The following is a 21,526-nucleotide window of genomic DNA, read 5'->3' on the forward strand; positions in this document are numbered from 1 at the left end:
CTCCTTTCGGATTAATCCCGTGGTCCTTTCAAATAGTGATCAAACCAACCAACGATTTGGTGAAGCCGCTCGAGGCGAAGCGCCGGGTTCCCGGTGCGTGACAAATCATGGTTGGCGTCCGGGAAGCGGACGAGCTTTGTTTCTTGCCCGAGTTGTTTCAATGCGATAAACAACTGTTCCGCCTGCTCGATCGGGCAGCGATAGTCATGCTCGCTATGCAAAATTAAAAGCGGCGTGCGCACATTTTTGACGTACTTGAGCGGCGAATGATGCCAAAGCCGCTCAGCGTCTTCCCAGACGTCGCACCCGACTTCCCATTTCGTGAAAAAGTAGCCGATGTCGCTCACACCGGCGAAGCTGAGCCAGTTGGAAATCGAGCGCTGGGTAACAGCGGCCCGGAAGCGATTGGTGTGCCCGACGATCCAGTTCGTCATAAACCCGCCGTAGCTGCCGCCGGTAACGCCAAGACGTGTCTCGTCAATAAAGGCAAACTGCTTGATGGCGGCGTCCACACCGGCCATAATGTCTTCATAATCCATGCCGCCGTAATCGCCGCGCACGGCATTGACAAACGATTGGCCGTATCCATGGCTTCCGCGTGGGTTCGTAAACAGCACGGCGTAGCCGGAAGAAGCGAGCAGCTGGAACTCATGGAAAAACGTAAATCCGTACATTGTATGTGGTCCGCCGTGAATTTCGACGACAAGTGGAGCTTTTTCCACGTCGCCGAGCCTCGGTGGCTTCATGATCCAACCTTGAATGTCCCAACCGTCCGTTGATTGATAAGTAAACGGTTCGGCATCGGCGAACGTGACTTCGTTCTCGAGCTCTTCATTGACCCTAGTGAGCCGCGTTTTTGCGCCGCTTTCAAGTGAGATGGTATACAAATCTCCAATCATCGTTGGCTCGCTAATCGCGGCAACGGCCTGCTGTTCATTCGGATGAATGGCGAGGCCGTACACATGAAAGTCCCCTTCGATGATCGGCACGATAGGTCCATCAAGCGGGACGAAATATACATTGACGCGCCCACGTTGTGAGGCGGTGACGTATAGGCCGGTTCCATCGCGTTTCCAAATCGGGCCAGGACCTTTTGCATCGGCGTGTGTATCGCCGACCATCGCATCGCCGAGATGAACGTCCCAGTCGGCGGTCAGCACCCGTTTCGTTCCACGCTCCGGCTCAAAAACGTAAAGCTGGTGAATCGTCGCCCCGAGATAAGCTAAATCATGGCCGATGGCGGCGAGCTTTGTTCCGTCCGGCGACCAAGCGAGCGAGGTGAATGTGCCGCTTCCCTTCGTCAAATTTGTTTCCGCTTTCGATTCGAGATCAAGCAACACAATGTCACGTGTAAAGGTTGTGTCCGGATCTTCGTTTCGGTTGGCCACAAAGGCAAGCGTCCGTCCATTGGGCGAAATCGCAAACGAACCGATTTCCTCCTCGCGGCTCGTCAACGCTTCCGTTTTTCCTGATGTTGCATCGATGCACACGAGCACCGCCTGTTTGCCGTCAAGAAAACCTGATGCGTCTGATTTGTAATAGAGCCGCTCCACCACGTGCGGTTTCAGGTCAGCTGGCTTCGTTTCCTTTTTTTTCGGCTCTTCGCGGTCGTCGATCGTTTCGTTGTCGCCAAGCGTCGTCAAAGCGATAAGAAACGTCCCGTCCGGCGCCCAAACGTAATCGCGCACCCCGTTTTTGAAAAACGTTAGCTGGCGCGCTTCGCCGCCGTCAGCCGGCAACAGCCAAAGCTGTGTGTGTCCGGAGCGATCGGACAAAAACGCGATCGTTTTGCTGTCCGGGGAAAAGCGCGGCCTCGTGTCGCGCCAGCGGCCGAACGTCCATTGGCGGATGGCTCCGTCTTCGGTCCATATGTATAGATGGGAGCGGTATTGTTTTTCCTCATCGATCGATTTTTGCACGAACACGCCGTGCGTTCCGTCCGACGCATAGTGCGGATCGCGCACCGAGCGGAGGCGAAGTAGATCTTCTACAGTCACGCCGCGGTGTTTCAGCGGTTGTCCATTGTTCATGAGCGACCTCCTCTTTCCATTAAGTAAAGTTAGGATGGTATCTTATTTCGTGTTTCGAAAGAAAAATCCTGCCGGCAAATAAAAAACGAACGTCCCATTGATGGACGTTCGTTGTTCGTTACGCTGATAATTTTTCTTTTTCGTTTGTTTGCTGCGCCGCTTTTTTCACTTGCGGGTAGAAGATCACGCCGCTAGCCAACAAGGCGACGCCGAGCAGGAACGTTTTCATGTCCGCCGTGCCAGCGATGACGACCCAGATCGAATAGACGGTTGCAAAAACAGCGATAATCCCATCACCTAGCCGCCCGCGCGCTGCCTCATATGTTTCCCCAGTGAGCACGAGCTTCAGCTGGAAGACGGAAGCGATCAAATACGGAACGAGATAGGCGAGCGTAGCGATGTAAATGACAAAGTCGAATGCAGCCGCTATCGAATTGGAAATGGTCGAGAAAATGAACAGCTGGGCTGCTAAGTTTGATAGTAGTAGCGAGAAGTTTGGTACGCGTCTTTTGTTTTCTCGTAAAAATGCCGGCATAAACATCCCTTGTTTTGCCGCTTGGTATGGCACTTCAGCGCTCAACAAAATCCAGCCGAGCGTCGAACCGATCAAGCTGATGAGCCCAAGCCCAGCGAGCACGTAGCCGCCGATTGGGCCGATGATGGCGACAATGGCATCAACGAGCGGTTTGTCCGATTGAATGAGCTTGTCTTGCGGCAAGACGCCCATCACCAGAATGCTGATGCCGATATAAATGACTAAAGAGATCAAGAGACCGGCGATCGTTGCTCGCTTCACATCTGCCTGTTTGCGCGCCCGCGCGGCGAACACCATCGCCGATTCAACGCCAATGAATGCCCAAAGCGCCGATAAAGCGGCATTGTTGATTTGCCCGAGCAGGCCGAGCGGCTGGCCATTCCCGTCATAACGTGGGGCGTCAAGCGGACCGACGATCGCTCTGTCAAAAGCGAATAAGGCAATGACAATAAACAGGAAAAAGCCGAGCACTTTCGCCGCTGTCGCAGCAAAATTCAACTTGCCGGCACCTTCTACACCTTGCAAAATAATGACGTGCGTCACCCAAAGAAGCACCGTGCAGATGATGAATGTCAGTAAATTCCCAAGCTTTAACGTAAATGAACCCATCACGAGTACTGTTTTGTCGCTTGTTAGCACGGGGAAAAATGTCGACAAGTAGCTTGCCAACGTCGTGATAATGGCAACGTTTCCCGCAAAGTTACCGACCCAATAGCCCCATGACGACATAAAACCAGATAAAATCGACAAGTTCGAACCTTTTGGGAACAGCTCTTTCGCGTAAATTTGCGGCCCGCCGCTCAAGTTCGGTTTGCGGATCGCTAAGTTGCCGAACACCAGCGCCGTCGCTAAGACACCAGCGCCGGTCAATAGCCAAGCGAACATGACACCAAGGGGACTGGCCGCCTCGGCTAGTGAACGCGGCAGCATAAAAATGCCGGATCCGACCATATTGCCAACGACTAACGCCGTTAGCACCCAAAATCCAAGTTGTCGGTTGTTGTTCAAGATGGAAAACTCCTTTCTTCGCCAAAGGTAAACAATAAAAAAAGCACCCATATTGTTTCAACGGGTGCATTACACGTCCGCATCCAACGAATGCGATAGCGCTCCATCGTTCTAGAACGATGGCAGTCCTGCACCTGTTCGGCCGCAGGCCCAGCTTGCGCCGCCGGAGCGCGTCGCAAACTTCGGCGATGAATCCTTTCATTTCGCTTCATCAGTGCTCCAGCCTCAGCGAAACTACTTTTATTCATCGCAACCTCTATCCCATTGAAGTGGAGAGGGGTATGTTGTTGTCGACATTATATTACTTAATTCAACAAAAAACGTCAATATGTTTTTGTTGGAAAGAATGGGACGAGATGTTGAATATTCATGCATCCTCTTTCTTTTTTACATAATAATTAACTAATTTTTATTAATTTCTTGTTATGAAAACACCGGTGCCAATAAGGAATAGTCCCATCAGCCCCGATAAAGGTTTTGAGCTGATGTAGTATAAAATAGAAATGGATTTAAGAAGTTGGAAAAAGAGGAGATTTTTCAACTCTGACGAATATACAATGTGGTTGATGAAACATGGGAAAGATCCATTCCAATCGGGTGCATCTGTTCCCGCTGTTATATTCCGTGAAAAGGTGATCATGAAAGAAAAGGGGATGAATGATGAAGTTTTCCGAGTTTCGTTATGAGCGGCCTGACATTGATCAGCTGCAGGCATCGTTTCAAGATGCGCTCGATTCGTTCCGACGCGCAGGGAGCGCTGCCTTGCAGCACGAGGCGATGAAGCGGATCAATGAACTGCGCCGCCGCTACAGCACGATGGCGAACCTTTGCCATATCCGCCACACGATTGATACGAACGACGAATTTTATAAAAAAGAGCAAGACTTTTTTGATGAAACTGAACCGGTTGTCAAGGGACTCGTGAATGACTATTACCGTGATCTTGTCGCTTCGCCGTTTCGCGCAGAGCTTGAAGAGACGTGGGGGAAACAGTTGTTTGCCTTGGCGGAGACGCAGCTGAAAACATATGCCCCGGCGATTATGGAGGATTTGCAAAAAGAAAATAAACTGGCAAGCGAATATACAAAGCTGATCGCGTCGGCAAAAATTATGTTTGAAGGTGAAGAGCGGACGCTCGCGCAGCTGCAGCCGTTTGTTGAATCACCGGACCGCACGATGCGTAAGCGTGCGAGCGAAGCACGGTTTTCATTTTTCACGGACCATGAAAAAGAGCTCGATGAACTGTATGATGAACTCGTTCATATCCGTACTGCGATCGCCCAAAAATTAGGATTTCAAAACTTCATCGAACTCGGTTATGCCCGCTTAGGCCGAACGGATTACAACGCCAAAATGGTTGCGAACTTTCGTCGGCAAGTGAAAGCACACATCGTCCCACTGGCATCTAAGCTACGCGAGCGCCAACGGCGGCGCATCAAAGTCAATAAGCTTTACTATTATGATGAGCCATTTATGTTTCCGACCGGCAACCCGGCACCAAAGGGGGACGCAGCTTGGATCATCGAAAACGGGCGGCGTATGTATGAAGAGCTGTCTCCGGAAACCGGTGTTTTCTTCCGTTATATGGTTGAACATGAATTAATGGATCTCGTCGCCAAAAAAGGAAAAGCGAGTGGCGGTTATTGCACGTATATCGATGATTACCAAGCGCCGTTTATTTTCTCGAATTTCACTGGAACATCCGGCGACATTGACGTATTGACCCATGAAGCTGGTCATGCGTTCCAAGTGTATGAAAGCCGTCATTACGACATTCCAGAATACAACTGGCCGACGCTCGAAGCGTGTGAAATTCACTCGATGAGCATGGAATTTTTCACATGGCCGTGGATGGAGCTGTTTTTCGCCGAGGACGCCGATAAATATCGGTTCGCTCATTTGAGCGATGCGCTCTTGTTTTTGCCGTATGGTGTCGCAGTCGATGAATTCCAGCATGCTGTCTATGAGAATCCGGACATGACGCCAACCGAGCGGAAGAACGTATGGCGCAACATCGAAAAGGCGTATTTACCGACAAGGGATTATGCTGGATACGATTACCTTGAGCACGGCGGCTTTTGGCAGCGGCAAGGGCACATTTACACCGATCCATTTTATTACATTGACTATACTCTCGCCCAAGTGTGTGCATTCCAGTTTTGGAAACGAGCGCAGGACGATAAGGATTCTGCGTGGCGCGACTATGTGGCGCTTTGCCGGTTAGGCGGCAGCCGGCCGTTTACTGAGCTTGTTAAAAGCGCTCATCTGATATCGCCGTTTGCGGATGGCGCGGTCGCATCAGTTGTCAGCCACATTGAGCGTTGGCTTGACAGTGTCGATGATGAAGCGCTGTAAAGGGAGGCAAGGAAAAGAAGGCGGGCGGAACTGTACCGTTTCGCCTTTTTCGTTAAGATGAAAACATTTCAGCTAGGGGAACGGAGGGGGAGAACGATGATCCGCAAAGCGACACTGGCCGATGCGGCGGCGATCGCTTCCGTTCACGTTGAAAGTTGGAAGACGACGTATGGCGGCATCGTGCCAGCGACGTATTTGGAGACGTTATCCTTGGAAGAAAAACAAGCGTTATGGGAGAAAGTGCTCAGCCAATCGGATCATTCTGTATTTGTCGTCCAAGAAAATGAGCGCGTCGTCGGGTTTGTCTCTGGCGGCTCAAATCGAATGACCGATGGGCCAACAGCAAAATATGATGGCGAGCTGTACGCGATTTACTTGCTTAAAGAGGCGCAAGGAAAAGGACTCGGCCATCAGCTCGTTCAAACGTTAGTCAGTGATTTGAAACAAAAAGGAATTCATTCGATGGTCGTCTGGGTGCTCGCCGACAACCCGTCGCGCCACTTTTACGAACGGCTTGGCGGTGAAAAGATCGCCGAAGAAGAGGTGGAAATCGGCGGAAAAGCGTTATGGGAGTGGTGCTACGGCTGGCAAGACATCAAGACGATGAAATCGTAAACAGGCTGCCGAACGGTCGGCAGCTAAAACATTTTTATATTGTGAGTGATTACTCACTTCACAAAGGTGGTCGTTCTCTTGTATACTATTAGTGAGTGATTACTCACTAATATAAATTAAGGAGAGGAGAAGCATGGCTGCCGATCCATGTATTCAAGTTGAGCATGTCTCGAAGCGGTTTGGAAAAAAGATTGTTATTGACGATGTGTCCCTAAATGTCCATGCGGGGGAAATTTTCGGCCTGCTTGGTCCATCGGGAGCGGGCAAGACGACATTGGTGCGCATGATCGCCGGCATCGATCAAGCAAGCGAAGGAGCGGTTCGTGTGCTCGGTGCGGATATGCCGGAGCTTACAACGATGAAGCGTATTGGATTTATGGCTCAGTCCGATGCGCTGTACGGGGAGTTGACCGCGCTAGAAAACATGCAATTTTTTGCTTCTATCTATGGATTGAGAGGGAAAAAGAAAAAAGAACGAATCGATGACATGCTGGAGCTCGTCAACTTGGCAGATGATCGGAAGAAGCCGGTACACCAATACTCGGGTGGGATGAAACGGCGGTTGTCGTTAGCAATCGCCTTGCTTCACGAACCGGAAGTGCTTATTTTGGATGAGCCGACAGTCGGCATCGATCCAGTGTTACGTCAGTCCATTTGGGCAGAACTCAAGCAGATTCAAAAGCGTGGCACCGCGATCGTTGTGACGACACATATCATGGATGAGGCGGAAAAGTGCGGACGGCTTGGCATGATTCGTGATGGCCGGTTGCTTGCCGTTGGGCGCCCGGACGAGTTAAAGAGCGAAACTAAGTCGCAAACGCTCGAACAGGCATTTTTACATTTCGGGGGTGTCCATCAATGAGAGTGATGGCGATTGTCGTTCGCATCATCCACCAGTTTTTCCGCGACAAACGGACGTTGGCGCTCATGATTGTCGCGCCGATGTTCGTCTTGTTGTTAATGGATTTCGTGTTTAATGGCGAAGAATACACACCGGTGATTGCTGTCAGCGACAACGTGCCTGATGCAGTTGTTGACAAGCTGAAAGAAGCGGGAGCGAACGTGAAAGAGCTGTCGGCAAAACAAGCGCGAAAACAACTGGACGATCAAGAGATTGACGCATGGCTTAACATGAACGGAAGCGCTCCGCACATTACGCTCGAAGGAAGCGACCCGACCGCCAATCAGGCGGCGCTGGCCACGGTGCAAAAGGCGTTCCAGTCGATGGTGCCCACCCCCTCATTTCAACTGAAAACAACGTATTGGCACGGGTCAAGCGACATGGCGTCTTTCGATTATTTCGGTCCAGTGTTGATTGGTGTTTTCATCTTCTTTTTCGTCTTTTTGATTGCCGGGGTGTCATTTTTGCGTGAGCGGACGAACGGGACGCTCGAGCGGCTCATGGCGACGCCACTGCGGCGCTGGGAGATAGTCGCCGGTTATATGATCGGATTTGGGCTGTTTACGACCGTTCAAGCCAGCTTGATTTCGTGGTTTGCTATTGATGTGCTTGACATGATGATGGAAGGTTCATTCGGGTATGTGCTGATTATTACGTTTTTGCTAGCGATGACGGCGCTTGCACTTGGGATGCTGTTATCAGCGTTTGCCAACAGCGAGCTGCAAATGATGCAGTTTATCCCGCTTGTTGTTATTCCGCAAGTGTTTTTCTCTGGTTTGTTCAACCTTGATACAATGGAAGAATGGCTGCGTTCACTGAGTGTCGTCATGCCGCTTACGTACGGGGCAAACGCGTTGCGCGACATTATGGTGCGCGGCCAAGGATGGAGTACGATCGCTGCTGACATATACGTGCTGCTTGGGTTTACGGTGTTGTTTATGGTATTAAATGTAGTAGCGTTGAAAAAATATCGCAAGCTGTAAGGGGTAGAACAATGAGCGAGCATTCATGGATTCACGAGCTGCTGCAAATAGATGGAACAAAAGAAAAGTTCAGCGAAAAGCAATTAAAAATTTTGGAAGCTGCCGTCGAAATGTTTGCCGAGAAAGGGTATGCGGCGACTTCGACGAGCGAAATTGCCAAAAAGGCCGGGGTGGCGGAAGGAACGATCTTCCGCCATTATAAGACAAAAAAGGACTTGTTGTTAGCCATCGTCACGCCGACATTATTTAAGTCTGTTGCTCCGTTTTTAGCGAAAGAATTTGTCCGTGAAGTGTTTGACAACGAATATGAGACGTACGAACAGTTTTTGCGTACGTTGTTATCGAATCGCTACGCTTTTGTGAAAAAATATTTGCCGGCGATTCGTATACTTTGGCAGGAAGTAGCGTTTCATTCTGAAATTAAACAATGCTTTCGACACGTGTTTACAGAGCATGTGTATCCGAAATTTGCCCGCATTGTCCGCCATTTTCAAGAAAAAGGGGAGTTGGCCGAGCTCCCTGTTGATTCTGTCATCCGTTTGACGATCACATCGTTTGCCGGTTTTTTAGCTACCCGTTTTCTTTTTTTGCCGGAGCATCATTGGGACGATGAGGCCGAGATGGAACGGACGATCCGCGTGTTGATGAACGGTCTGCGGCGCTAGACAGCCGGCTTCCGCATGAGAAGCCGGCTTAGCCTTGTTCTTCCACATAGTGGAGGAGGACTTCTAAAAACGGTTTGAAATCATTTAATAATGGCTTAAAGTTCAACGGTGGGGAGTCATGGACGGCGATGTTACGGAATCCGACTGACTATTTGCTGATGGAACGAGAGAGCATTCGATATTTTTAAGCAAAACGAACGCATCACGGTTATGCTGTGGCGGAGCGTATGAAGGTTGGGTACACAATCCCTCAATTCAAAACCTTTTAGGAGTGAAGAAGAGGTAGTTGACTACAATTTTTATAGATGTAATGTGCAAAAAACCGTCTCACCTTGAAAACGAGGTGAGACGGTGTTCACAAGATGGTTATGATGCGATTTGCGCTACAATGGCGCCGTCGTTGACGTCGACGCGGATCGTGTGCACCGGTTGGTTCGCGTCAAGCAGGCAGTCAGCGATGTTGTCTTCGACATGTTCTTGAATGACGCGGCGGAGCGGACGGGCGCCGAAGGCTGGATGATAGCCGAGTTCGGCCAGTTTTTCTTTCGCCGCTTCGGTCACTTTGAGTTCGATGCCTTGTTCGCGCATCGCTGTTTTGACGTCATCGAGCATCAAGTCGACAATTTGAAGCAAATGCGCTTTTTCAAGCGGCTTGAACTCGATAATGGCGTCGAAGCGGTTTAAGAATTCCGGCTTGAAGTAGGCGCTCAGAGAGTCGAGAATGCTTGAAGCGCCACCGCTTTGTTTTTCAAAGCCGACGGTGATTTTTTTGTCGGTTACACCAGCGTTGCTTGTTGCGATGATGACTGTGTCTTTGAAGCTGACGGTGCGGCCTTGACTGTCGGTCAAGCGGCCGTCTTCTAAAATTTGCAGGAAGATGTGCTGAACATCCGGGTGCGCTTTTTCAATCTCGTCAAGCAAGATGATGCTGTATGGATTGCGGCGCACTTTCTCCGTCAGCTGGCCGGCTTCTTCAAAGCCGACATAGCCTGGCGGCGAGCCGATCAGTTTTGAGACCGAATGTTTTTCCATGTATTCACTCATATCAAGGCGTATCATGCTATCTTTTGTGCCGAACAGCTCCTCGGCGAGCGTTTTGGCAAGCTCCGTTTTCCCGACGCCGGTCGGACCGACGAACAAGAACGAACCGACTGGGCGGTGTTTCGCTTTCAAGCCGGCGCGGCTGCGACGAATCGCTTTGGCGACTTTTTTCACTGCTTCTGCTTGGCCGATCACTTTTTTCGCCAAATTGTCTTCAAGATGTTTCATTTTTTCTTTTTCATCAGCTTGCAGCTTGCCGACCGGGATGCCTGTTTTGTCAGCGATGATCCGCTCGATGTCGGCGACATCCACAACAGGGTGCTCTTGGGTGACGCCTTGTTCGAGTTGTTTCTCAAGCTTCAGCTCTTCATCGCGCAGTTTTGCCGCCAGTTCATAGTTTTCTTCTTTAGCTGCTTGATCCTTTTCTTTCGCGATTTGCATCAACCGCTCTTGCAATTGTTTCTCATCGGTCGGTCCGAGACGCAAGTTCGCTTTCGAGCCGGCTTCATCAAGCAAATCGATCGCCTTATCCGGGAGGAAGCGGTCTTGGATATAGCGGTGCGCAAGTTTGACGCACGCTTCGATCGCTTCATCCGTATAGCGGACATGATGGAATTGTTCGTATTTTGGCTGGATGCCTCTTAAGATGGCAATTGCTTCGTCAACGGTCGGCTCGTGGACGATGACCGGTTGGAAACGGCGCTCAAGGGCGGCGTCTTTTTCAATTTGCCGGTATTCTTTCAATGTTGTCGCCCCGACGACTTGCAGCTCACCACGGGCGAGCGCCGGCTTCAAAATGTTGCCGGCGTCCATCGACCCTTCGGCAGCGCCGGCACCGACGAGCAGATGAATTTCGTCGATGAACAAGATGATGTTTTTCCGCTCTTGCAGTTCGGTGATGAGCCGTTTCATCCGCTCTTCAAATTGACCGCGGATGCCGGTGTTGGCGACGAGCGATGCAACATCAAGCAAGTACACTTCTTTGTTCAACAGTTTTTCTGGCACTTGCCCTTCGCCAATCTTCAGAGCAAGCCCTTCGACGATGGCTGTTTTTCCGACGCCCGGCTCTCCGATCAAAACCGGGTTGTTTTTGTTGCGGCGGTTTAAAATTTCAATGACACGTGCGATTTCTTTGTCGCGGCCGATGACTGGGTCAATCAAGCCCGCCTTAGCCATTTGTGTCAAGTTGCGGCCGAATTGATCCAAAAATCCACCGCCGTGGCGCTGCGGACGTTTGGCTGCTGTTTCTGGTCCGACTGCTTGAGCGTTGGCCGTCGCAAAGTGGTCGGTGAACCAGTCATCGAATGAAAACGGCGAAAAGCCGAAGTTTATCGGAATCGACAATTGTTGTTTTTGCTTTTCATAGCATGTATGGCAAAGATGAAGTTGTTTTTTCTCACCGTTCCATTGTAAGTTGACAAACACTGTTGCTTCCCGTTGTTGGCATGCTTGACAACGCATAAGGCATACCTCCTTTTTTACGGTTTGACTTTGACTTTCTTTGACTTTCTGATTTTATTATACTTTGACCTTTTTTGACTTTCAAGTATTTTTTACAAAAAAATTGTTATCATGATGAAATGTTTTTGAAAAAATGGTGAATACTAATGTAGGTGCGATAAAACTATGATAAAGTGAAAAACAGAAAAAAGTAGAAGGTGCTTGTGGCTGGCGCTTGCAGCGGGGGAGATGGGGAGACCTGTTTATACTATTTATAAAGCTATGAAAGAAGGAGAAGGATGAGAATGAGAAGACGTCTGTTTTTCGTGATGGTCGCGGTGCTTACCGCTATCATCATCGCAGCTTGCTCGAACAACAACGAACAAGCGGAAACGCCGGCGATGCTTGAAGTGAAAATGGATGTGCCGGATCACATCGATGTGAACAAGCCGACGAAGCTCGCCTGTGTGGTGACATATGGCGGCGAAAAAGTCGAGGATGCAAGCGAAGTGAAATTTGAAGTATGGAAACATGGGAATGGCGATCGGGAAATGCTGGAAGCGAAGCATGATGGCAATGGGCGTTATTCGGTGACGAAAACGTTCACGGAAGCGGGAACGTATTCTGTTGTTGCCCATGTGACAGCTCGTGACATGCATAATATGCCGAAACAAGATATCGTGGTTGGGAATCCGGAACAGGCCTCAGCTGCAGGGTCAAGCTCTGATGATCAAGCAAATAAGGAAGAAGGCCATCATCACGGCAGTGATGTTTCCATGTCATTATCTTCCCATTCGTTCGAAGCTGGAAAGCCGGTGACGTTAGGGGTTCGGATCACGAAAGATGGAAAGGCGCTCACGAACGCCACCGTTCGTTTTGAAATTTGGCAGGCGGAGAATAAGCACGAATTTATCGATGCGAGCGAAAAAGGAAATGGCGAATATGAGGCAGTGGCCACGTTTGCGAACAAAGGGACGTACTCGGTAAAAGTGCACGTCGAAGCAAGCGCACTGCATGAACATCAAGTGAAACAAGTGACCGTCAACTGATGAAGGATGCCAAAGAAAGGCATCCTTTTTTCTTCCCTTTCGTCTTTCTTGTCCACGTTAGACATATATATAGCAATAAACAGCGGACAAGAGAGAAGGAGAGGGCAGACAATGCATGGGAAGGAATGGTTGGAGGCTTGGCAAATCGCCGCTGTCTATATCGGTACGGTCATTGGTGCGGGGTTTGCGACCGGCCGGGAAATTATCGAATTTTTCACCCAGTACGGAGCAGTAGGGACAGTCGGTGTAGCCGTGAGTGGCCTCTTGTTTACATGGGGCGGCATGCGCCTGATGGTGATGGCACGCCGTATCGGGGCGTCATCGTACGATGAACTGAACCGGTATTTATTCGGGAGGATGGTAAGTCCGTTCGTGACGCTTGTCATGACGGTCATGCTCGCTGGGGTGACGGCGGTGATGATCGCCGGAGCGGGGGCGGTGTTTGAAGAACAGCTTGGCTGGGCGCGGCAGACAGGTGTTGCGCTGACCCTCGTTTTGGCGTTTGTCATTATGTTATTTGACCGCAAAGGCCTATTTGGCATCAATGTGTTTGTGGTGCCGATGATCATGTTGTTCAGTGTGGTCGTCTTCATTAAGACGGTGATGGCCGGGGAGCTGTGCCGCCCGGACATGGTAGCGGCGGACTATTCTTTGAAGGCGGTATTGTCGCCGTTTTCGTATGCGGCGTTTAATTTGGCAATGGCTCAAGCCGTACTCGTCCCTGTCGCCTGTGAGGCAACAAACGAACGGGCGGTAAAGAGGGGGGCGCTTTTAGGCGGGATCGTGCTGACCGTTTTGTTGCTGCTGAATCATACGGTGCTGTTGTCGTTTCCGCACAAGAACGGGTATGATATTCCAATGGCAGAGGTCGTCCATACGTTTTTTGCCGTTTTGTATTGGTTTTATGTTTTTGTCATTTACGGAGAAATTTTTACATCGATTATTGGCGGTCTATTCGGACTTGAACGGCAAGTGCGCATTTGGGTGCCGCTCCGCGGAAAATGGCTTGCCGTATTGCTTGTCTCACTATTTATGGCTGTGAGTCCGTTTCGCTACGGGGAGCTGCTGTCGTTTATTTATCCGCTATTTGGCTATATCAGTCTCGTCTTGTTATGGCTTCTTTGGCGACGGCAGCTGCCGCGTCAATAAATAAGCCCTTTCGTCTCCGGCGATTCCCTGTTTCAGGGGGGGAGGTGAAAGGGCCTCAATTTTTTAGCAACGCTCTTTTTGAAAAAAGAGATTGGCGTGTTGATTGGAAAATCTCTCATCAACGCAACGTCATGGGCGAAAGCGGGCGATCATCGTTTCCAAATCGCGCGACGCCGCAGTGTTTCCGCTGTTTCCATCACTTTTTTCAATGCCTGTCTCGCCCGTCGTCGTTTCGCCAGCTCACTCGTTTGTGGATTCCCCTTTTAGAATATTCTGTCTAATCAATGAGGAATGTGAGGAATGCATAAAAATGTTCTCACATTGGAAGACTATGCCGTAAACGGAAAGGCGAGGGGATAGCCGTGAGCTTTTTATCATTTTTCAAAAAGAAAAAGCATCCGTCACAGCTAACAATGCCGCAATTATGGGAAAAGCTCCGGCGATCCAGTGATTTTGTCGAAGTGTCGTTTGTGGTTGGACGCAAGGAGCTATCGGTTTACTATTTTGATTCGCTCGTAGACCCGAAAGTGCTGCAGGAAAATATTCTTTGTCATCTGCAAAATGATCTTTCTCGCCGTCCGGATGTTCAGTTGGAAGATTTACAGCAAATCGTTCCGATTCAACGCATTGAAGTGAGCGAGGATCCGGCGGCGATCGAGGAAAAAGTACTGAAAGGGTTTGTTGTCGTCAGCTTTCGAGAACAGCCGGGCAAGGCGGCGCTCATCAGTGCGGCGAACGAAAATCTAGGGCTGCGGGAAAACAACGATACGGAAAACGAATTTAGCGTCGTCGGACCGAAAGTCGGGTTTGTCGAAAATATCGGCACGAACTTGCATCTTCTCCGCCGACAAATCGTAACGCCGAATCTTGTGTTTCGTGAAATGATGATCGGCTCGGTGTCAAAAACGAAAGTTGTGATTGCCTATATTGACGGCGTGGCGAACCCGGAAACGATCCGAACGATGACACAGCGAATTGAAGCCATTGATTTTGACGTTGTGTTTGATAATGCGATCATCGATCAGATCATCGCCGATAATTCAAAGACGCCATTTCCGCTCTTCCTCTCCACCGAGCGAATCGACCGAGCTGTTTATGCGCTCGTATCAGGACAAGTCGCGGTGTTTTGCGACGGTTCACCGTATGCGATCATCGGCCCGTCCACGTTTTTTGATTTCTTTACTTCGCCGGAAGACTATTCTTTGCCGTGGGTGCTCGGCTCATTTTTCCGGCTTATCCGCTTTTTCGGTGTTATGTTTTCCATCTTGGCATCACCGGTTTATATCGCGGTATTGACGTACCATTATGAAATGATTCCGGAAGACTTGCTTGGTCCGATCATTTATTCGCGCTCGAACGTTCCGTTTCCGCCAGTGCTTGAAGTATTGTTTTTGGAGATTACGATTGAGCTGCTGCGCGAGGCAGGGGCGCGTCTGCCGACGAAAGTCGCACAGACGCTCGGTATCGTCGGCGGGATTGTTATCGGGCAGGCGACGGTGGATGCCGGGCTGGCGAGCACGATTTTGCTCATTGTCGTCGCTTTAGCGGCGCTCGCCTCGTTTACGACGCCAATTTTTAAAATGTCAAATTCGATTCGGTTTATCCGATTCCCGTTTATTTTGTTTGCCGCATGTTGGGGAGGGATCGGAATCGCCTTCGCCGTCTGCGGACTGCTTATTCATTTAGGGCGGCTTCAGTCGCTTGGTTATCCATACTTAGTGCCGTTTTATCCGTTGCGCGTGCGCAACTTCCGCGATACGTTCGTCCGCTCGCCATACAGTATGACAGCGGAGCGGCCGACGTTTTTCCGCCCGCAGTCGCGGTTTCGCTATGACCCGGAAAATGCTAAGCAAAAGCGCGATATTGATGAGTAAGGTGTGATGGGGATGAAACGTTGGCTCGCATGTTTGCTAGGGTTGCTGTTGCTTGGCGGCTGTGCGAAATCGCGGCCGATCGATCAAATTCAAATTATCCAACAGATGGGCTATGATTTTAAGGATGATCAATATATCGGCACCGCCGTCTACCCGACGTTTAAACAAGGGCCGATGACGAAACCGAATATGTTGACGACTTCATCACCCACCGTCTACGATTTAATCCCACGCTTGTCGGCGAAATCGGCGCTGCCGATCGAAGAAGGGCAGCTGCGGCTCATTTTATTCGGAAAGCAGTTTGCCGAACGGGGGATCGAACAAATTACTCATAGTCTTGCGCGCAATAACAAAGTTGGCAGTCATTTGTTCCTTGGTGTAGCGGAAGGAAGTGCGAAGGAGCTGTTAGACATTACGGCAAAAACGACATTGAGCGATACGTTGTATTTACCGAATCTCATTAAGCAAAATGAACAGTCAATGAACTTGCCAAAGACGAACTTACACTTGTTTTTGTACCGATATTTTTCTCCGGGAAGCGATCCGTTTTTACCCTATTTTGAAAAAAAGGGCGGGTTCGTCAAGTTAGAAGGAGTGGCGTTGTTTCGTGATGGCCGATATGTCGGACATGTGGATTTGCGGGATTCTTTTTTGATGAAAATTTTGTTAGGGGAAACGAAAAACGGCGTCTATCAGCTAAAGGTTGGGGAGCGTGGCAAACAAGGTGAAGATCGAGTGATGTTGCAAAATTTATGGGCGAAACCGACTTATAAATGGAGGCGGGATGGAGACCGTCATGTGCTGGATGTATTTGTTCACATTCATGCTTCGGTAAGAGATTATCCGTCATGGCTTGATGAACCGGGAGCCAATTTGTTTACCGATGTAAAAAAGAAAATGGAAAAAGAATTGGAACAAGATATGCGTCGGCTGTTTCACTATTTTCAGGAAAAACGCATTGATCCGATGGGCATCGGCGACTTTGTGCGCAGCGTCACGAGACGGTGGGATCGCGAATCGTTTTATCGTGAATATCCAGATTTAGATATTCGTCCACACGTGACGGTGGACATTATCCATACAGGAATTGGTGAATAAAACGGGGATCATGAGGAGGGATAACGATGAAACAAACGCTCGATGAACGATTTCTCATCTCCCCGTTTCTTGTTTTTTTTATCGTTCATGCAACCCAAGTCGGTGTCGGGATGCTTGGTTTTCAGCGGCCACTAATGGAAGATGCGGGGCAAGATGCTTGGATGGCTGTATTATTGGCTGGATTGGCTACGCACGTGCTCATTTGGCTGATGTATCGTCTGCTTGCCTATTCCCCATCCGGCGGCGATATTGTATCGCTTCATAAGCATTATTTCGGGCGTTGGTTCGGCGGGGTGTTAAGCATCGGTTTGTTGGCTTATTACGCCCTAGCAGCGTTTACGGTGCTTCAATCATATATTGAAATTATTAAAGTATGGATGTTCCCGCTGATGGGCGCATGGCAGTTCAGCCTCATTTTTTTAATGTTGACGTATTACGTCATTTCCGGCGGTTTTCGTGTCGTCGCTGGCCTATGCTTTTGGGGAGTTGTCATCCCGCTGGCGACGATATTTCCGATGATGGCTTTTGCGTTCGAATATGCACAATATCGGAACTTATTGCCGGTGTTGGACCATTCGCCCACACAAATCTTAAAAGCTGTCAACGATATGGCGTTTCAATATTTAGGGTTTGAAGTGCTGCTTATGTATTACCCATTTTTAAAAAATGCCCCGTCATCGCAAAAGTGGGCGCATGCTTCCAACGTATTGACAATATTCCTTTATTTGGTCGTCATACTTATCTCCATCATTTTTTACAACAAAGAACAGATCGCTCATATTACATGGCCGACGTTGACGCTTGCCAAAATTCCGGAAGTGCCATTTATTGAACGGATGGAATATATCGTCATTTCGATTTATGTGCTTGTGGTGTTTCCGAACCTTGTCGTCGCTGTTTGGGCGATGGCGCGCGTGGTCAAACAGCTGTTTTCCATCAGACAGCGCCGGTCATTGCCGGTGTTGATCGCCTGCTTGTTTATCGGGACGTTGTTTTTTGAAGAGAAAAGCGATATCGAACGGTTCATACAATGGACGTCTAAAAGCGGGCTTTTCCTCATAGGGGTTTATATTCCACTTCTGTACGTGTATGTATGGGTAGTGGAAAAAGTGAAAAAATCTCTACAACAAAAGCAGTAGTTATGTTATAGTAAAAAAGGAAACAGAAGAATACAATTCCGTACGCTCGTACGGGAGAGGTTTCTAGCAAAACCCTCTATAAAAAACTAGGGACGGCTGTATCCTAGGGGTATGGCCTTTTTTGTTTTGGAAACCTCTTCTTCTGTCGATTCAGAAGGAGGTTAGTCAAGATGAAAATGAATGAAGAAAAGGCGGTCGTCGTCTTTAGCGGCGGCCAAGACAGTACGACGTGTTTGTTTTGGGCAAAAAAGCAGTTTGCGGAAGTCGAAGCGGTGACGTTTGATTATGGCCAACGCCATCGCCGAGAAATCGAAGTCGCCGCATCGATTGCCGATGAGCTTGGTGTCCGCCACACGGTGCTTGATATGTCGCTTCTTGGACAGTTGGCGCCAAATGCCCTAACACGCGGCGAGATCGCTATTGAACAAAAGGAAGGCGAACTGCCGACAACGTTTGTGGATGGGCGCAATTTATTGTTTTTATCGTTCGCTGCGGTGCTTGCTAAGCAACGAGGGGCTCGCCATATTGTTACCGGTGTATGTGAAACGGATTTTAGCGGCTATCCGGATTGCCGCGACATCTTTATCAAATCGCTGAATGTGACACTGAATTTGGCGATGGATTATCCGTTTGTCATTCATACACCGCTCATGTGGTTGACGAAAGCGGAAACGTGGAAACTAGCTGATGAGCTTGGGGCGCTTGAATTCGTCCGAACGAAGACGCTGACGTGCTATAACGGCGTGATCGCCGATGGCTGCGGCGAATGCCCGGCGTGCGTGTTGCGCAAGCGCGGGTTGGAGGAGTATTTGCAGGAAAAAGCGGGGGTGAAGGCGCGATGATCTATCAGCTCTACCCGCAGGTGGCCCATCCGTACCGTTATGAGCTGAACAAAGATATGCACATCGCTGCTGCTCATTTTATCCCGCACGAAGCGGCTGGGAGCTGCGCCAATGTGCACGGGCATACGTACGTCGTCAATGTGACGGTTGCCGGCGACGAGCTGGATGAGAGCGGCTTTTTAGTCAATTTCCAAATGTTAAAGAAGCTTATCCATGGAAAATTGGATCACACGCTGCTCAATGATCATACCGATTGGTTTGACCGCCATGACCCGAACCGGTTTCCAACGACGGAAGTGGTAGCGCGCACGATTTATGAAACGATTCAACGTTATTTAGATACGCTGCCGCATAAACCGAAATGTTTACAAGTATTTGTCCGTGAAACACCGACCAGTTATGTCATTTACCGCCCGAAAGTGGGGGAACGGTAGTGGCTCGTACGATTCCGGTATTAGAGATTTTCGGGCCGACGATCCAAGGAGAAGGGATGGTAATCGGCCAAAAGACGATGTTCGTCCGCACCGCCGGCTGCGATTACCGCTGCCGTTGGTGTGATTCAGCCTTCACGTGGGACGGGTCGGCGAAAGAAGAGATCGAACAGCTGACGGCAGAAGATATTTGGCAGCGGCTTGAAGCCATTGGCGGTCGTCGCTTCCGCCATGTGACGATTTCAGGCGGCAACCCGCTTCTGCTCGCCGCTCTTGGTGAGCTCGTTGCGCTCCTTCATGAAAAAGGGGTACAAGTGGCGGTCGAGACGCAAGGGAGCCGCTGGCAAGATTGGTTGCTTGACGTTGACGATGTCACCATTTCCCCGAAGCCGCCAAGTTCGGGGATGGATACCGACTGGGCGATGCTCGATTCCATCATCAGGAAGCTGCTGGCTGATCAAAATCGGACGCGGCGTGTTAGTCTGAAAGTTGTCGTCTTCGATGAAGCGGATTTGGCGTATGCGAAAGAAGTGCATCGCCGTTACCCGGGAGTTCCATTTTATTTGCAGACCGGCAACGCCGATGTCGAGGCGCTCGATACGAATGCGCTTCGCATGAAGCTTTTTGACCAGCTTGATTGGCTAGTGGAACGGGTGGCTCAATCAGATGAGCTGAATGACGTTCATGTGTTGCCGCAACTGCACACGCTTCTTTGGGGAACGAAGCGCGGTGTCTAAAGCCGCACGCTGGTCCATCACGAAATGATAAAGAAGGAGGAATGACCAATGAATGGAAGGAAAGACGAAGAATTGAAAGACTTGACGCTGCTTGGCAATCAAGGGACAACGTATTCGTTTACGTACGATCCCAATCTTCTTGAAGTGTTTGACAACAAACATCCTGACCGGGATTATTTCGTGAAGTTCAATTGTCCGGAGTTTACGAGTCTATGTCCAAAAACTCGCCAACCGGACTTTGCGACGATTTACATTAGTTATATTCCGGACAAAAAATGCGTCGAAAGCAAGTCGCTGAAACTTTATTTGTTTAGTTTCCGCAACCATGGCGATTTTCACGAAGACTGTGTCAACATCATTATGAACGATTTAATCAACGTGATGGAACCGCGCTACATTGAAGTATGGGGCAAATTCACCCCGCGCGGCGGCATTTCGATCGACCCGTATTGCAACTGGGGGCGCCCGGGGACGAAATACGAAAAAATGGCCGAGTATCGGCTGCTCAACCATGACCTATACCCAGAAAAAATCGATAACCGCTAAAGCCGGCAAAAAATGAGGTGGTTTTTTCGCCAAAACTCATATATAATGGACAATGAATTTTTGCTTGGAGGTTTTGGCGTTGGAGCGAAGAACAGCTCTTTTGCTTGGAGCGAGCGGTTTGGTGGGCAGCGAACTGCTGGCGTTACTGTTGCAATCGGATTTATACCGGCAAGTGACTATTTTCGTTCGCACCCCGCTGCCGTTGGAACATGAAAAGCTGCAGCAAGTTGTGGTCGATTTTGCGCGGCTTGAGTCGTATGAACGGTATTTTAATGTTGACGATGTGTTTTGCTGTCTCGGAACGACGCGTAAAAAGGCGAAAACAAGGCAGCAATTCATTCAAGTCGACTATGAATATACACTGCGTGCCGCGGCGTTGGCGGAAAAATGCCGGGCGAAAAGTTTTTTGACCGTCTCTTCGATCGGCGCCAACCCGTGTTCGCCGTTTTTTTATCAGCGCGTCAAAGGGGAAACGGAAGAGGCGTTGCAGCGGCTGTCCATTCCGTCGCTCCATATTTTCCGCCCGTCGCTGCTTGTCGGCAAGCGCCGGGAGTTCCGCCTCGGCGAGACGCTCGCCGGATGGCTGTTATGCCGGCTGCCGTTTTTGTTTGTCGGCAAGTGGAAAAAATATAAGCCGGTCGATGCCAGCCAGCTTGCGTTGGCCATGTTTTACCGGGCGGCATCGGCAGCAAACGGCGTCCATATATATGAATGCGATGAATTAGCCCGCATTTCATAATAAAAAGAGGCTCATAGCAGCCTCTTTTTTATTCGATGATCTTGTAGTTTTTATGATTGACGACTGTCCGTTCTTGCAAATCAAGCTCACGGTAGTTTTCCATATATGTCAAATCCACGATGACCGAGTTTTCGTTCACTTTTTCCACAATGCCGCGTAATCCATTTTTAAATTCAATAATATCTCCGACTTTCGCTTTTTTTATCATCATCATCATTCTCCTTTTAAACAAATAGTGGTGAACCCAATGGATTGCCAACCGAGCCGACCGGCACGCCTGCCATTGTCAGCAGCGCTAGCCCCCTGAGAGACTCGGTGCTTTTCTACTAGTTTGCCCTATTTTTATGCA

The 21,526-nt window shown here is 49.6% G+C and carries 20 protein-coding genes and 1 riboswitch; of the genes, 16 read left to right on the plus strand and 4 right to left on the minus strand.

Annotated elements, in window-relative coordinates:
• Positions 1 to 11: 11 nt before the first annotated feature.
• On the minus strand, positions 12 to 2,030 hold the full coding sequence (locus tag NSQ22_RS05055; RefSeq protein WP_339264273.1) for a S9 family peptidase: 2,019 nt from the start codon (positions 2,028 to 2,030) through the stop codon (positions 12 to 14).
• 118 nt (positions 2,031 to 2,148) lie between these two features.
• On the minus strand, positions 2,149 to 3,573 hold the full coding sequence (locus NSQ22_RS05060; RefSeq protein ID WP_081157174.1) for an amino acid permease: 1,425 nt from the start codon (positions 3,571 to 3,573) through the stop codon (positions 2,149 to 2,151).
• An 88-nt stretch (positions 3,574 to 3,661) separates the two neighbouring features.
• Positions 3,662 to 3,840: riboswitch (Lysine riboswitch) on the minus strand.
• Between the two features lie 393 nt (positions 3,841 to 4,233).
• Here NSQ22_RS05060 and NSQ22_RS05065 point away from each other — a divergent pair.
• The 5 genes from NSQ22_RS05065 (at position 4,234) to NSQ22_RS05085 (ending at position 9,092) form a co-directional block, all read left to right on the plus strand.
• Positions 4,234 to 5,928: a M3 family oligoendopeptidase gene (locus NSQ22_RS05065; protein WP_081157173.1), complete on the plus strand. Its 1,695-nt coding sequence runs from the start codon at positions 4,234 to 4,236 to the stop codon at positions 5,926 to 5,928.
• Positions 5,929 to 6,024: 96 nt separating this feature from the next.
• Positions 6,025 to 6,543, plus strand: coding sequence for a GNAT family N-acetyltransferase (locus NSQ22_RS05070; protein ID WP_060475706.1), 519 nt, complete (start codon positions 6,025 to 6,027; stop codon positions 6,541 to 6,543).
• A 133-nt stretch (positions 6,544 to 6,676) separates the two neighbouring features.
• Positions 6,677 to 7,405: a heme ABC exporter ATP-binding protein CcmA gene (ccmA, locus tag NSQ22_RS05075; protein ID WP_008878823.1), complete on the plus strand. Its 729-nt coding sequence runs from the start codon at positions 6,677 to 6,679 to the stop codon at positions 7,403 to 7,405.
• A complete protein-coding gene (locus tag NSQ22_RS05080; RefSeq protein WP_008878822.1) occupies positions 7,402 to 8,427 on the plus strand; it encodes an ABC transporter permease in 1,026 nt (341 codons plus the stop codon). The genes ccmA and NSQ22_RS05080 overlap by 4 nt, the downstream gene beginning before the upstream one ends.
• Before the next feature lie 11 nt (positions 8,428 to 8,438).
• A complete protein-coding gene (locus NSQ22_RS05085; protein ID WP_008878821.1) occupies positions 8,439 to 9,092 on the plus strand; it encodes a TetR/AcrR family transcriptional regulator in 654 nt (217 codons plus the stop codon).
• A gap of 366 nt (positions 9,093 to 9,458) precedes the next feature.
• Here the strand turns inward: NSQ22_RS05085 and NSQ22_RS05090 are convergent, their stop codons facing one another.
• Entirely contained in the window at positions 9,459 to 11,594 is a 2,136-nt protein-coding gene (locus NSQ22_RS05090; protein ID WP_008878820.1) for an ATP-dependent Clp protease ATP-binding subunit, read from the minus strand.
• A 284-nt stretch (positions 11,595 to 11,878) separates the two neighbouring features.
• On the opposite strand from NSQ22_RS05090, the gene NSQ22_RS05095 reads away from it, so the two are divergent.
• The 11 genes from NSQ22_RS05095 to NSQ22_RS05145 all read left to right on the plus strand — a co-directional run bounded on the left by NSQ22_RS05095 (position 11,879) and on the right by NSQ22_RS05145 (position 21,177).
• Positions 11,879 to 12,622, plus strand: a complete 744-nt coding sequence (locus tag NSQ22_RS05095; RefSeq protein WP_008878819.1) for a FixH family protein — start codon at positions 11,879 to 11,881, stop codon at positions 12,620 to 12,622.
• A gap of 111 nt (positions 12,623 to 12,733) precedes the next feature.
• Positions 12,734 to 13,771 (plus strand): membrane protein, encoded by a 1,038-nt coding sequence (locus NSQ22_RS05100; protein WP_008878818.1) that lies wholly within the window; start codon positions 12,734 to 12,736, stop codon positions 13,769 to 13,771.
• Positions 13,772 to 13,849: 78 nt separating this feature from the next.
• On the plus strand, positions 13,850 to 14,038 hold the full coding sequence (locus tag NSQ22_RS05105) for a hypothetical protein (protein ID WP_011887047.1): 189 nt from the start codon (positions 13,850 to 13,852) through the stop codon (positions 14,036 to 14,038).
• A gap of 95 nt (positions 14,039 to 14,133) precedes the next feature.
• A complete protein-coding gene (locus tag NSQ22_RS05110) occupies positions 14,134 to 15,645 on the plus strand; it encodes a spore germination protein (protein WP_041264294.1) in 1,512 nt (503 codons plus the stop codon).
• Positions 15,646 to 15,657: 12 nt separating this feature from the next.
• Positions 15,658 to 16,743, plus strand: coding sequence for a Ger(x)C family spore germination protein (locus NSQ22_RS05115; protein ID WP_029760374.1), 1,086 nt, complete (start codon positions 15,658 to 15,660; stop codon positions 16,741 to 16,743).
• A 26-nt stretch (positions 16,744 to 16,769) separates the two neighbouring features.
• Entirely contained in the window at positions 16,770 to 17,882 is a 1,113-nt protein-coding gene (locus NSQ22_RS05120) for a GerAB/ArcD/ProY family transporter (RefSeq protein WP_008878814.1), read from the plus strand.
• Between the two features lie 170 nt (positions 17,883 to 18,052).
• Positions 18,053 to 18,724, plus strand: coding sequence for a 7-cyano-7-deazaguanine synthase QueC (gene queC, locus NSQ22_RS05125; protein WP_011887050.1), 672 nt, complete (start codon positions 18,053 to 18,055; stop codon positions 18,722 to 18,724).
• Positions 18,721 to 19,158, plus strand: a complete 438-nt coding sequence (gene queD, locus NSQ22_RS05130) for a 6-carboxytetrahydropterin synthase QueD (RefSeq protein ID WP_008878812.1) — start codon at positions 18,721 to 18,723, stop codon at positions 19,156 to 19,158. Before queC ends, queD begins: the two co-directional genes overlap by 4 nt.
• Positions 19,158 to 19,892: a 7-carboxy-7-deazaguanine synthase QueE gene (queE, locus tag NSQ22_RS05135; protein ID WP_008878811.1), complete on the plus strand. Its 735-nt coding sequence runs from the start codon at positions 19,158 to 19,160 to the stop codon at positions 19,890 to 19,892. Before queD ends, queE begins: the two co-directional genes overlap by 1 nt.
• Before the next feature lie 48 nt (positions 19,893 to 19,940).
• On the plus strand, positions 19,941 to 20,438 hold the full coding sequence (queF, locus tag NSQ22_RS05140; RefSeq protein ID WP_008878810.1) for a preQ(1) synthase: 498 nt from the start codon (positions 19,941 to 19,943) through the stop codon (positions 20,436 to 20,438).
• Positions 20,439 to 20,490: 52 nt separating this feature from the next.
• The gene (locus NSQ22_RS05145) at positions 20,491 to 21,177 is read left to right on the plus strand and encodes an oxidoreductase (RefSeq protein WP_049756677.1); all 687 of its coding nucleotides are present in this window, start codon (positions 20,491 to 20,493) and stop codon (positions 21,175 to 21,177) included.
• A gap of 28 nt (positions 21,178 to 21,205) precedes the next feature.
• Here the strand turns inward: NSQ22_RS05145 and NSQ22_RS05150 are convergent, their stop codons facing one another.
• On the minus strand, positions 21,206 to 21,385 hold the full coding sequence (locus NSQ22_RS05150; RefSeq protein ID WP_013145942.1) for a DUF2187 family protein: 180 nt from the start codon (positions 21,383 to 21,385) through the stop codon (positions 21,206 to 21,208).
• Positions 21,386 to 21,526 lie beyond the last annotated feature (141 nt).

The sequence above is a fragment of the Geobacillus sp. FSL K6-3411 genome, from assembly GCF_037965715.1.
Taxonomy (GTDB): Bacteria; Bacillota; Bacilli; order Bacillales; family Anoxybacillaceae; genus Geobacillus; species Geobacillus thermodenitrificans.